We start from the raw sequence: 13,381 nt of genomic DNA on the forward strand, positions 1-13,381 counted from the left end.
TTATAGTTGCAACCAAGCAGGTCTTGCAAGCGAGCGGTGACTGAACACTTTCGCCGATCTCAGGGTTATGTCTTCCAACTTAGGTGGACATAGAAGGCAGGAAGATAAGTTGGTACAAGGAGGTTTAAGGACGAGGTTCTGCCGGCCCAATTGATTTCTGATTTGAAGCTAGTTTCCGGAAAATGGCCCTAAAACAAACATCCTCCTCAATCCAGCTCCTGAATTGTTTAACTCAACACTCTTTTTTGTATTTTTGAAGTTGGGGTCGGGTTTTCTGGCCGATGCGTATGGAATTAGCAAGATTAGAGATCAAAGGCTTCAAGAGTTTCGGCGACAAAGTCACCATCAACTTTGACAGCGGCATTACGGGAATCGTAGGGCCCAACGGCTGTGGCAAGTCCAACATCGTGGATGCCATCCGGTGGGTGCTGGGCGAGCAGAAGACCCGGAACCTACGCTCCGACAAAATGGAGAGCGTGATTTTCAACGGGACCAAAAACCGGAAGCCGCAGCAGATGGCCGAGGTGTCGCTCACGTTCAACAACAACAAGGGCATCCTGCCCACCGAGTACTCGCAGGTGACCATCACCCGCCGCTACTACCGGTCCGGAGAGAGCGAATACCTACTCAACAACGTCACCTGTCGCCTTAAAGACATCAACGACCTGTTCCTGGACACTGGGATCGGCTCTGACTCCTACGCCATTATCGAGCTCAAGATGGTGGATGACATCCTCACCGACAAAGACAACTCGCGCCGGAACCTGTTTGAGGAAGCCGCCGGTATCTCTAAGTTCAAGGTGCGGAAAAAACAGACCCTAAAAAAGCTGGAGGAGACCGATGCTGACCTGGAGCGCGTGGAAGACGTGTTGTTTGAGATTGGCAAAAACCTCAAGAGTCTGGAGCGCCAAGCCAAAACAGCCGAGCGTTACCTCAACCTCAAAGACGAATACAAAAAATTGAGCCTGGAGTACGCCCGCCGCAACATAGGCCACCACCAGGAAGCCTTGGAGCGGCTGGAAAACGAACTCCAGAAAGAAACTGACCGCAAAGGCTCCTATTCTGAGGAATTGGCTATTCTGGAAGATACCCTGCAGGAGCAGAAAACCCTACTAGACCGCACCCAGCACGAGCTGCAGAACAAGCAGAAAGAAGTCAACGACCATACCAGCCAACTGCGCCAACTGGAGAACGACATCAAGCTCAAGAGCGAGCGCAACATGTACTTGCAGGAGCGCGTGAAAACCCTCCACACCCAGATCAACCAGGACACCACCAACATCAACCAGACCGAGCAAAGCCTGGGCCAACTGCAGAACGATTTGGAGCAGATCCAGGAAGAACTGCTGATTTCAGAGGAACAGCTGGGCCTGACCAAAAAAGAGCTGGAGCATGTGAACCAGCAGAAAGCCGATCTGAACAAGCAGCTGCAGGAGAAAACCATGGCCCAGCGCCAGGTGCAGAACGAGGCGTTCACGGTAAACAAAAGCATTGAGATTACGCAAGTGCAGATCCAGAGCCACCGTCTGGAGCTGGAGCGCCTGCAGGAAATGGAAGGCCACGAGAACGAAATCGCGCAGCAGCACGAAGCCTCTCTCGCCGACACCAAGATCCTACTGGAAGAGGCCCAGGAAAACCTGGCCGAGCTGCAGGAAGCGGAAAACCAGCTGCGGGCGGAGATGACCCAGACGGAGGAGACGCTGCACGAGCATCGGCAGCACCTCATTGACCTGAACCGCGAGCACGACGCCAAGAAAAACCAGTACAACCTGATGAAGTCGCTGGTGGACAACCTGGAAGGTTTCCCCGAGGCCATCAAATTCCTTTATAAATCTGAGAACTGGGAAAAACCTGCCCCGCTCCTCTCCGACATCATCTCCTGCGACCCCGAGTACAAAAACCTCATTGAGACGTACCTGGAGCCGTACATGAACTTCTTCGTGGTAGACTCGCCGGAGGAAGCCGTGGAAGCCATTGAACTTTTGAAGGAGCAGAACAAGGGCCGCGCCAGCTTCATCATCCTCTCAGAGGTAGAGGAAATGGAGATCCCGGATACTATCAGCACCCCTAAGTACAAAGCTGCCTTAGAAGTGGTGGCCGCCGAGGAGAAGTACCATTCCCTCCTGCGCTTCATGCTGAGCGAAGTCTACCTCACGGATTCCGCTGAAACCGAGCTTTACCTGAACGACGGCCGCACCTACATTCTCACCGATGGCACCGCCATTAAGAAGCCACTGAGCTTAGCAGGCGGATCTGTGGGCTTGTTTGACGGAAACCGGCTGGGCCGCAAGCAGAACCTGGAGCAGTTGGCCGAGGAACTGGAAGAGCTGCAGGAAGAGCAGGAAAAGATCAAGTTGAAGATCACTACGCTGCAGCAGGTGCTCCAAAACCAGAAGGAATCTACCCAACAGGAACAAATCAGGCTGCAAGAGCGCGACATCAACAACCTGCAGCAGGAACTGGTGAGCCATAAGGTACGGTATGAGCAATTCCTGTTGAACCAGCAGAACCAAGCCAGCAAGAAAGACGAGCTCTTCGAGAAAATTCAGGACCTGGGCGACAAGCTCGCCGACCTGATGCCTGATGCCGAGAGCAAGAACCTGGCCTTGAAAAGCTTTGAGCAAGAGCTTTCCGGTTTAAGCCAGGTTTTGGAAAAACAGAACGAAATCATCACCGAGGTGAGCGGAATCTTCAACCAGGAGAACATCAAGTTCCACCAGTTAAAGAACCGCCTGCAAAGCATTCAGCAGGAATTAGCCTACAAGCAGAAGACCGTCATGAACCACCAGGAACGACTGGTGCAACTGCAGGACGAGTTGAACCGCGCCGAAGACGAGACCGTTTCCCTGGACCAGTTTGTGGAAGACCAGAACCACCTTCTGGAGGAAGGTATGGTAGCCCGCAAGGAAATGGCCCGCGAGCTGGAGGAGATTGAGAAAACCTATTTCATACTGCGCGGCGAGATTGACGAGAAAGAGAAGAATATCCGGGAGCTGCAGCGCAAAAAGCAGAACACTGATGAGGTCTTCCAGTCCATGAACCAGGCCATCACCGATACCCGCATCAAACTGGTGGCGGTGATTGAGCGCTTGTCCGCGGAATTCAACATGAATCCCGACGACCTGGCCGAAGCCCCTACCGAGAAACTGGACATCAGCAACGAGGAACTGAGCCAGCAGGTGCATGCGGTGAAACAGAAACTGGAGAACATCGGGCCGGTGAACCCGATGGCCGCCGAGGCTTACCAGGAAATCGACACCCGCAATCAGTTCATCCTTACCCAGAAAAATGACCTGCTGGATGCCAAGACCCAGCTAATGGACACCATCGCGGAGATTGACTCTGTGGCGAAGGAGAAATACCTGGCTGCCTTTGACCAGATCAAGGAGAACTTCATGCGCGTGTTCCGGTCGCTCTTCTCTGATGAAGACACCTGTGACCTGTACATCGCGGACCCCAGCAACCCGCTGGAATCGAAGATCGAGATCATGGCTCGTCCGAAGGGCAAGCGTCCGTTGACCATCAATCAGTTGTCGGGTGGGGAGAAAACGTTGACGGCCATTTCGCTGCTGTTCGCCATCTACCTGCTCAAGCCGGCGCCTTTCTGTATCTTTGATGAGGTAGACGCCCCGCTGGACGATGCCAACATTGACAAGTTCAACAACATCGTGAAGAAGTTCTCCAATGACTCGCAGTTCATTGTGGTGACGCACAACAAACGCACCATGGTCTCCACGGATGTGATCTACGGTATCACCATGCTGGAAGTGGGCGTGTCGCGGGTAATCCCCGTTGATTTACGAGACCTGGCTCCAGAACCTGAGACTGAAGCGGCCTTATCTGCCTAGAATATCAGTATAGATTTAAACGCGTCTGCCGTTTAGGGCCTGGTTTGTGAAAACAGGTTCTAAACGGCAGTCGCGTTTTTAGTGGAATAGAGTTTCAAGATGCATTTTACTTTCTGCCCTCTTGTTCTTCCCTCTTTGTCATCTTAGTTTGGTACCTAGAATAACGTAGAGGAAAACTTATAGCCGTTGTGCGCAAGATTCTTCCAGAATGACATGGACGGGAAAAGGTTAGGTTATCTCCGGCAATCTAAGCGGCGGAGGCAAGCGCAAGGGCAACCACAAGGGATTGCCCCTACAAAAGATAAATCCTTAAAATAAAAAAGTGTTTTCAGACCGATTTATATAAAACAGTCTAAAAACACTTTCCTTATTTCTGTAGCATGTTTACCGAACGCCTTGGCTCGGGAATTTAGGAGTCACGGTGCGGTAGAACGCCAAGATTTTTTGCATGTCGGCGTCAAAGTCTCCGGTGGGGTAAATGGTTGGCCCGATGCCGGCCTCTTTTTTGGCGTAGTCCAGGTAACCAAGCATAATGGGAACACCAGCGCCTACGGCTGTGTGGTAAAAGCCTTTTTTCCAACGAGGTTGATACTTTCTAGTTCCTTCTGGCGTGACCATCATCACCATCTCCTCATGTTCTTTGAAGATGTCAATCATGGCGGCGACCAGGTTGTTGTTCTTTTTCCGGTCTACGGGCACGGCGCCCATGGAGCGCAACAAAGCACCCATCGGGAAAAAGAAGGCTTCCTTTTTAATGGTGAGCTTTACCGGAACATCCATGAGGTAAAAAGCGGCGCGGGCGTAGACAAAATCCCAGTTACTGGTGTGCGGGGCGGCCACCATAATGGCTTGTCTCAACCCGGGAGGCATGGCTCCTTTCAACTTCCAACCTGCAACTCTAAAGATGACCTTTGCTAAAGCCTTTCCAAACATAACTTATAAGTGAGTCCAACAACAATATTACAAAAAAACCAGCCGTTCAGCTGGTTTTCCTTTATATTATGTTTACCGATTACCGGGTCAACTGAAACTTTCGCTCCCTGAACAGGTACACCTGCAGGCCTACGTTCACCGATGGTCCCCATTCCGTCACCTTGCGGTTCGCCTCGGCGGGTCTTTTTTCCTGGTAGTAAGAAAACATGAGGGCCGGCTCCACGGCTACTTTGGGGTTAATGAAAATGATGTACCCCACGCCGCCTCTGTATTCCGCTAAATCTGTTTTGTTCACGTTAGGCCGGTTGTTAATTCCTATGGCGGCGCTGGCCTCTCCAAAAAGTCCGTTGTTCAGGTAATAGCGCACGAACGGACCAGCCAGGATGTTGGTAGACTGGGTAGGCACCTGGCCAGACATCTTCTCTTTGTAATGGTAAACAGATCCTTTAAGTCCCACTGCAAAATCGCTCAGCACAAAGTACCCTACCTTGGCATCCATGTCATACTGCTGCCGGTGCCCCGAGATGGGTTCACTGTTACTGGTAATGTTGATTCGTTTATAGGAACCAGACACACTTCCGCCCAACATGAGGGAGCGCTGGAAAATTTTGGCGGGCACCAAGGTACCCCGGTTTTCCTGGGCCCAGGCCTGCGTAAATACCAGAAGGAGAGCACTTAAGTAGAGGAACTTTCTCATATAGTCAAATAAGGTGGAACCTAATACCCTTAAAACGGGCGAACCTATCCTTTATTTTGACTAATACGGAGGAGCACCTTTAAGAAATTTGATAATTCAAACTATCTTGTAGGATTATAAAAATATATAAATTTTATATTTTTATCCCTAAAACCGCCTCTATTTCAGGTTGTAAGCCCAAGGTATACTCGTAGCCTACGTTGTACAATTCTTTGGCTTTTTTCAGGTCATAAATATGGAACCCACTAAGTTTTGGTGGCTCCAGCAGCAGGTCACAGAGGGCAATACGGCTTTGAATATTGGCATGTAGCGCCAAGTTAAAGATTCGTTCGGTCACCTGTTTAATGCTGTTGATCTCGGCATGGTGTGGTGGAGGGTTCACGTGCACCCCGATGATTTTATCGCATTCGCCAGTAATGCACTCCACTGGTAGGTTATTGACGATGCCCCCGTCTACCAACAGCCTTTTCTCCAATTGCATAGGCCTGAACAGCACCGGCACCGCTGATGTAGCTTTCAAGGCATCTACCAGCGATCCCTGCGTGAAATAGACTGTGCTGCCTTCAACCAAATCCAACGCCGAGATGATGAGTTTGACGGGGAGTTCCTCAAAGGTGCGCCCTCGCAGGTGCTCCTCGAAAATCCGGTGCAGGGCTTGGGTGTGGAGAATACCCCGGTTCAGGGCCGGTCTGATCAACCTGGGCAGCGGCAACCCGCAGACCATTTCCAATACTTCGGTTGGTGCGTAGCCGGCCGCAAAAAAAGCCCCGGCTATGGCCCCGGAGCTAACCCCTGAGATGGCGTGAATGGGAATCTTCATTTCGGCAAATGCCTGCAAAACCCCTAAATGGGCTACTCCCCTGGCGGCCCCACCAGACAAACATAGTCCTAATCTGTGCATTCTTTACAAAGCCGACAAAGGGAAAACCTGGTCTACCCTTACTCCTTTGTCGGTATGCTGTACGGTGCAGCACTCGTTTTGGACATCGTGCTCAAAAAATAAAACCCACTTTTCATCGGCGGCCTGCTTCAGGAATGCTTCCTTTTCCTGCAACGTCAGCAGTGGCCGAGTGTCATACCCCATTACGTAAGGCAACGGCAAGTGCCCCACTGAGGGCAACAAATCGGCGGCAAATACCAGGGTATGGCCTTTGTACTGGAGCTTGGGGAGCATCATTTTGTCGGTGTGGCCATCGGCGTAGAGCACGTCAAAGCCGGGCAAAAACTTTTCCTGGCCCACGGTCAGAAACTCCAGTTGGCCGCTCTGCTCAATGGGCAAGATGTTCTCTTTGATGAAACTTGCCTTTTCCCTGGGGTTGGGCTGGGTGGCCCAGTGCCAATGGTCCTTGTTGCTCCAGTAGCGGGCTGTAGGGAAAACCGTTTCCAGGGTGCTGCCGTCTTTGCCGTAGCGCACAGATCCGCCGCAGTGGTCAAAGTGCAGGTGCGTGAGAAAAACATCGGTGATGTCTGAAAACCCGAAGCCGGCTTCTTTCAGGGACTTCTCTAAGGAGTAATCGCCGTGCAGGTAATAGTGGCTGAAGAACTTGGCGTCTTGCTTGTCCCCGATGCCGTTGTCAATCAATACCAACCGGTCACCGGTCTCCACCAAAAGGCAGCGCATGGCCCAGGAACAGAGGTTGTTTTCGTCTGCCGGGTTCGTGCGCTGCCAGATGGATTTTGGCACCACCCCAAACATGGCGCCGCCGTCTAATTTAAAATTACCGGTATGGATGGGGTAAAGCGTCAATGCCATGCAAGGTGGTTTTATAGCCTGTTTTTAGAAAAGAGCCTGTAAACGGAATTACTCAGATACCACGCCCATCTCCCCGAACTTCTCAATGCGTTGCATGATGCGTTCTTCCGAAGAAAGGGCCTCCAGTTCTTCCAGGGTGGAAAGGATCTTTTTCTGCAGGGTTCTCACCATCTTCTCTGGGTTCACGTGCGCGCCTCCCAGTGGTTCTTTGATGATGCCATCCACCAGCTTATTGCCCAGCATGTCTTTGGCGGTAAGTTTAAGGGCCTCTGCGGCCTGCTCTTTGTAGTTCCAGCTGCGCCATAAAATAGAAGAGCACGACTCCGGCGAGATCACCGAGTACCAGGTGTTCTCCAGCATGTAGACTCTATCCCCAATGCCAATCCCCAGGGCTCCACCCGAGGCGCCTTCCCCAATGATAATGCAGATTACGGGTACTTTGAGCATGAACATCTCTTTCAGGTTACGGGCGATGGCCTCTCCCTGGCCTCTTTCCTCGGCTTCTAGTCCTGGGAATGCGCCGGGCGTGTCAATGAAGGTGATGATGGGCTTGTTGAATTTCTCGGCGAGTTTCATCAGGCGCAGCGCCTTGCGGTACCCCTCGGGGTTGGCCATCCCGAAATTCCGGTACTGACGCTCTTTGGTGTTGCGGCCTTTCTGCTGGCCAATGAACATGACGGTTTTTCCGTTGATCTCGCCAAACCCGCCCACCATGGCTTTGTCATCGCGCACGTTGCGGTCGCCGTGCAGTTCCACGAAGGTGGAAGACAGTCCTTTGATATAATCCAGGGTGTAAGGTCTTTCAATGTGACGGGAAAGCTGCACCCGCTGCCACCGGGTAAGGTTGGCGTAGGTTTCTTTCTTCAGAGACTTTATTTTTTCCTCCAGAGCTACAACTGCCTCGCTTACGTCTACCTGGCTCTCAGAGGCCAGTTTCTTCATTTCGGCTAGTTTCCCTTCCAGAGAAGCAATAGGTTGTTCAAAATCTAACAGCATAGTAATGCCCCTTACGTTTAGCTAAAGTGTGACTACAAAGGTAAACGAAACTTGCAAAGTTTAGTAGCACCAGTTTTTTCAAGTTTAGATGAATTTTTTTCGTTTGAAAATGAACCCGTTACCTCCAAAAGCGGTTTTCTTTTGCTCTTTTTTAGGAAAGGCTGTTGTGTGGTAACATTCTGCCCCCCATATTTGCATCATCAAACGGGGACAATAGGTCTCCAGAAGATGTTGGTCCGGTAGTTCAGTTGGTTAGAATGCCGCCCTGTCACGGCGGAGGTCGCGGGTTCGAGTCCCGTCCGGACCGCAAAAGCCCCTCAAAAACTTGAGGGGCTTTTTTTATGCTTTGGAATGTTTGATTGCTGCTTCCTTTTCCTTTGCAACTCCTTCTACCGCTTCACTTACCTTTTTATCAATTCTATTCTGGCGGCCTTTTTAACGTTGTTCTTCATTAGGTAGTCAAAGTCCTCCTAAGGGTAATAAGTCAGGAAATTGGTTTCCACCAAGACGCCGGCGTTATTAATGAAATGTAGGAGAGCATATAAGCTAAACCTCAATATTTAGGTAATGAAAATGGTAGAAGTACTTTGTTTGTTTTCATCTATATTAAACTTCTACATGGCTTATAGAAACTCAGAAATAAGCATATCTTTGTCATACAGTAAATCAGCACCCTTTCTCCCCCAAGTAACTGCCGATCAACTAGTAGCAAATCTCTTCCTGATTAGAAAAGATATTTGACATATAACCTCAAAACAGAATTGTACAAGGCAATGGAAACACAGGAGAAAAGCTTAGAGGAGTTGCAGGAGATTCTGGCAAAGCTGAATTTATTGAAGGCGGAGGAAGCAGAAACGGCATCGATGCTACTGGCATATCTGCATAATTCCTTGGATGTATTCAAGTACATGTTCCGAAACGGGTATACTGAGGAACAACCCAGCCACGTGATCAATTACTGCATCATGAAACTTGAGTTCGCCAAAAAGCAGATTGAGAACGAAGAGGTGGAAGAAGGGCTTGCCTTCACCAAATCTGTAATCATGTTCTTCATAAAAGAAACTACTTTGGCAGAACTTACCGAAGAGCCAGAAACCTTCTAAGCACCACTATTAGCACCATCACCAACCCTCCTCCTTCTTATTACAACAACTATATTCTAGGCAGTAAAGAGTAGCTTAAATAGGCCAAAGCCATCTTAGAACTATATGGCCGGTAAATCTGCTAGTAACTAGGCAGTTTGTATTCCTAATTTATTGTTGGCTTTATTTCCCATTATATATAGAGAAGGAAGAGTAATCCTTGTTGATGGTTTGGCTTTTTTATTAATATGGAGTGAATTCACCTTTGATTGAGTTAGAACCAGTTACAAAGTAGCAAGGTGAATAAGGCATACTTTTATAAAAGAACGCTTAAAACAGAAACTAAAAGGTGATGGATAAATTTTAACGTTTTAGAAACTTTCGTTTGCATCGTAAAATATAAACCTACATATTTGCAGCATCAAAACGGAGACAGCTGGTCTTCAGAAGATGTTGGTCCGGTAGTTCAGTTGGTTAGAATGCCGCCCTGTCACGGCGGAGGTCGCGGGTTCGAGTCCCGTCCGGACCGCAGTTTACAAGAAAAGCTCCTTTGCTACATGCAGAGGGGCTTTTTTGTTTTAAGGCATTTCCCTCCTATCAATATCCTTTGCCAACGATTAACTTTCCTTAATCACTAAGCCACACTACTTGGAATTTGTCTTCATCCTTTTGAGCCTCTTTTCTAAATAACTGCTCAAAACAGCTATTCATGCTAAAACCTACGATAGGTAATTAATAAGGACAGAGTTTCTGCTTCCTCAATTTCAATAGCTTACTGAAAGACCATTCTAATCACTCAATTTACAACTTGAAGTAAAATAATTAGGAAACCGAACAGAGAAGGTGGGTGAAACCAAAAGTGCAAGCAAATCAGCTTTGACTAACCCACTGTTAATTTAAGACCCTTTCACATAAGTAAACAGGAAACTTCAGGAAAGAAGCACTTTGACCTTCCTAAGTTGTTATAATGATAAAGGGCAATCAAATTAGGTTAACAATCTTTTTCTATTTCGATATAGGAAAATGCCTTCAATTAAAAGGGCCGCCCAAATACTCCCTTGGTTTTTACAATCAAGAAGGTTCGTAACTCTCAAAACTTCCATCTGAGTAGAGCAGCATCACCTTTACTACTTCCCTCTTTGGTGAAAAGAGGATTTCATCCTGTACTTTTTTCATCACATCCGACTTTTGCACTTCATGCTTTATTTGTCCAATTCTCGAGGTTTTCACTTCGTGAGCATCGAGGAAAGGTTGCACTTTTCTTTCCTGGGAAGATCCTGGATCCATTGCTAATCCATTTAGCATCTCTCCTTCCCCAGAGATTAACCAAAGCGCCGATACTTCAGGGAATCGGCTTAGGATTTTCTGGACTACCTCTAGACTGGCTTTGTTCCTGGCAGAAAGTATATGGCTGATGACAGGACGACCCACTTCAATCTCATCGGCAAAAGCAGCGGGGCCTAAAGCACACCAGCTGATAACTTCCTGAATTCTTGTTAACAGATCAGACACTTATTAAGAGTAAAATGGTGAAACAACTGTAACAGCAATCTTTTACATTGATATAGATTTTGGATAACTGTACCTAAAACATTCCCCTATCATACATTTTCGGATTACCTATTTATCGCAATAAGCTACCAGCTAAAAGCTATGTAATTATGCTTAAGCTACAGGCAGTATTTACAAGCACTAATATACAAAAGTAAACTAAATTTCACATTTTACAATTGTATATTAAGTTTACAAAAGTAACTTAAAGGCAAAATTTACAATTGTTGTATCCTAAATATTGACTATTTACATAATGCCCCTATTTAGTTTATCCACCTAGTTCAAATAAGGATTTTATGCAGTATGCACATTGTTGCAGGCTCTATATTCTAGTAAATTATTTATAATCAATTCTGTATAACCAAGGAGATTTCCACTATTTATCTGATCTTCTAACAGGCTTGTAGTTTATCTTTCAACTACATACCATGGCCTGGAGACCTACATCATGTGCTGTTCTTATTCTACTCTACATTTTAGTAGTTGCACAAAACCTGTACTACCAAATTGTAAAGTACCCTAAAAGTAAGAAGCCCCGGGGCTGCTCAAAGTTTGAGCAGCCCCGGGGCTTCTTACTTTTGCTAGGCTTAGTTTAAGCCTTATAGAGATTATCTAAAATAAGCCATTTCTAAATCACGGTCATGGCCGTAGATATCATCACGGAAATTCACGACTCCTTTGTCATCTACCCACGCGGTGAAGTACACAATGTACACCGGCACCTTAGCCGATAAGTTCACGTACTTTTCCTGACCTCCGTGCATGGCGGCATTGATGGTAGAGGGAGTCCATTGTTTCTGATCCTTCAACAGGTACTGAGCCAGCTCAAAAGGCTTTTCAATCCGGATACAGCCATGGCTGAACCCGCGCTCCGTTTGGTTGAACAAATGGTCGGCGGGGGTGTCATGCAGGTACACGTTGTGCTCATTCGGGAAAATGAACTTCACGAAGCCTAAGGGGTTCTTCTTGCCCGGACGTTGACGCACCCGATATTTGAAATCCTTGTCAACAGAATACCAATCTACGGATGACGGGGACACCACTTCTACTTTATTGTTCCCTATATCTTTCACCAACTCCATGTCGTTTTTGGCTAAGTAATTAGGGTTGTTTGCCTGGGCAGGGGCGATCTCCTCTTCCAGGATTTGCGGCGTGATGTTCCAATAAGGATAGAACACAATGTACTCTAACTTATCACTAAAGACAGGGGTGGCGTGCATCTCTTTCCCTACCACTACTTTCATGTTCATGACATCCTTGCCTTTCTCCACCACGTGCAGCATGTATTCCGGAATGTTGATGAACAGGTAACGGTCCTCGAACCGTTTGGGTACCCAACGCCACCGCTCCATGTTCACGATGATCTGGTCAATTCTTTCCTCTATAGGAATGTTCATGACGCGCAGGGTCTCTCCTCCTACCACCGCGTCTGGTTTCAAGCCATGACGAATCTGGAAGTTCTTTACCGCAGTAGCCAGGGCATTGTCATACATTCTGCTTTGGGGAGTATTCTCGGCTGGTTTGCCCAGGATTCTGTGCCGAAGAGTGAGTACCGCGGCAGCGGAATCCCCAGGTTTGATCATTTTAGAAGCCAACTCAATCTTAGGCCAGCCTCCTTGCTGTTTCACCTGACGGTATTGTTTTAAGGCATCGCGCAAACGAATGTAGTCGGGGTGCAAAGCCTCAAACTCGTAGTAAGGGTAGCGGCTTTCGCGCTCCTTTAAAATAGTTTGCAGGGCCTTGTTCAGCTTGATTTTATTTTTCTTCACCTCCCATTCAATGTTATCCATGCTGCGCGGGTCCACCGTGCCGCGGTAGAAGTCGCTGGCATAAGTGAAGTAAGAGGCCGTAAGGGTCACATCCAGTTCCTCTTGGAGTTTATGGCGCACCGAGTCATTCTTCGCCTGCTCCAGGTTCTGGAACATCTGCTTCAAATCTTTTCTGGCGTAATCTTGAGGGTTCAAACCCTCTTCGTGGGCCTTGTTCAGAACCTCCACAAATTTGAAGGCCTGCGGCACTAACTGGCCGTCTTTAAACCAGGCAAAACGGTATTGCCGCTCCCGGTAGAAAAGCTTCATCAGGTCCAGGTGTTTCTTGAATTCAGCATCGCTTCTGGTGAAAGACACCACGTACACGCTATCGGTTTGCTGCGGGAAATCTTTGGCCGCCGCCAAGGCTACCTTCTTCTGCTGTTTATCTCCAGACTTGGCACAGGCGGTCATCACCAGCAGGCCAACAAGGAAAAACAGGAAAAGAGGTAAAACAGGTCTATTTGATTTCATAAGGGTTGTTCCTATCATTGAATTGTAGTACTTATACTTGCCTGGCCCAGAAAAGTTAAGCGCAGGAAACCTAATAAAATTGGATAAAATCAATAAAGATGTACTTACATATAAGTGGCACCAGATAGTCACGTGGTGCATCTCTAAACCGGATTCAAACGCGAAACATGAAACACCAAAGCTCCTTCACATTTCTCTGGTGCTCCTACATAAAACAGGCGCTTACCATTTGAAAA

The 13,381-nt window shown here is 48.0% G+C and carries 9 protein-coding genes and 2 tRNA genes; 4 read left to right on the plus strand and 7 right to left on the minus strand.

Features of this window, described 5'->3' with window-relative positions; all coding sequences use genetic code 11:
• Positions 1–287: 287 nt before the first annotated feature.
• On the plus strand, positions 288–3,848 hold the full coding sequence (gene smc, locus FOA19_RS13870; protein ID WP_149091392.1) for a chromosome segregation protein SMC: 3,561 nt from the start codon (positions 288–290) through the stop codon (positions 3,846–3,848).
• Positions 3,849–4,232: 384 nt separating this feature from the next.
• Here smc and FOA19_RS13875 read toward each other — a convergent pair whose 3' ends face one another.
• From FOA19_RS13875 to FOA19_RS13895, 5 genes are all read right to left on the minus strand, one after another.
• Positions 4,233–4,718: a 1-acyl-sn-glycerol-3-phosphate acyltransferase gene (locus FOA19_RS13875; RefSeq protein ID WP_223808896.1), complete on the minus strand. Its 486-nt coding sequence runs from the start codon at positions 4,716–4,718 to the stop codon at positions 4,233–4,235.
• 142 nt (positions 4,719–4,860) lie between these two features.
• On the minus strand, positions 4,861–5,478 hold the full coding sequence (locus FOA19_RS13880; protein WP_149091394.1) for a hypothetical protein: 618 nt from the start codon (positions 5,476–5,478) through the stop codon (positions 4,861–4,863).
• 133 nt (positions 5,479–5,611) lie between these two features.
• Positions 5,612–6,379, minus strand: coding sequence for a patatin-like phospholipase family protein (locus FOA19_RS13885; protein WP_149091395.1), 768 nt, complete (start codon positions 6,377–6,379; stop codon positions 5,612–5,614).
• A 3-nt stretch (positions 6,380–6,382) separates the two neighbouring features.
• The gene (locus tag FOA19_RS13890; protein WP_149091946.1) at positions 6,383–7,225 is read right to left on the minus strand and encodes an MBL fold metallo-hydrolase; all 843 of its coding nucleotides are present in this window, start codon (positions 7,223–7,225) and stop codon (positions 6,383–6,385) included.
• A 54-nt stretch (positions 7,226–7,279) separates the two neighbouring features.
• Complete coding sequence (locus tag FOA19_RS13895; RefSeq protein WP_149091396.1) at positions 7,280–8,227, minus strand: acetyl-CoA carboxylase carboxyltransferase subunit alpha; 948 nt, start codon at positions 8,225–8,227, stop codon at positions 7,280–7,282.
• Between the two features lie 233 nt (positions 8,228–8,460).
• Here FOA19_RS13895 and FOA19_RS13900 point away from each other — a divergent pair.
• The 3 genes from FOA19_RS13900 (at position 8,461) to FOA19_RS13910 (ending at position 9,838) form a co-directional block, all read left to right on the plus strand.
• Positions 8,461–8,534, plus strand: a tRNA-Asp gene (locus FOA19_RS13900).
• 466 nt (positions 8,535–9,000) lie between these two features.
• Entirely contained in the window at positions 9,001–9,330 is a 330-nt protein-coding gene (locus FOA19_RS13905) for a hypothetical protein (protein ID WP_149091397.1), read from the plus strand.
• Between the two features lie 434 nt (positions 9,331–9,764).
• Positions 9,765–9,838: transfer RNA gene (locus FOA19_RS13910), tRNA-Asp, on the plus strand.
• Between the two features lie 542 nt (positions 9,839–10,380).
• Here the strand turns inward: FOA19_RS13910 and FOA19_RS13915 are convergent.
• A complete protein-coding gene (locus FOA19_RS13915) occupies positions 10,381–10,821 on the minus strand; it encodes a hypothetical protein (protein ID WP_149091398.1) in 441 nt (146 codons plus the stop codon).
• A 650-nt stretch (positions 10,822–11,471) separates the two neighbouring features.
• A complete protein-coding gene (locus FOA19_RS13920; RefSeq protein WP_190300405.1) occupies positions 11,472–13,145 on the minus strand; it encodes a L,D-transpeptidase family protein in 1,674 nt (557 codons plus the stop codon).
• Positions 13,146–13,381 lie beyond the last annotated feature (236 nt).

The sequence above is a fragment of the Rufibacter hautae genome (genome assembly GCF_008271695.1).
Lineage (GTDB): Bacteria > Bacteroidota > Bacteroidia > Cytophagales > Hymenobacteraceae > Nibribacter > Nibribacter hautae.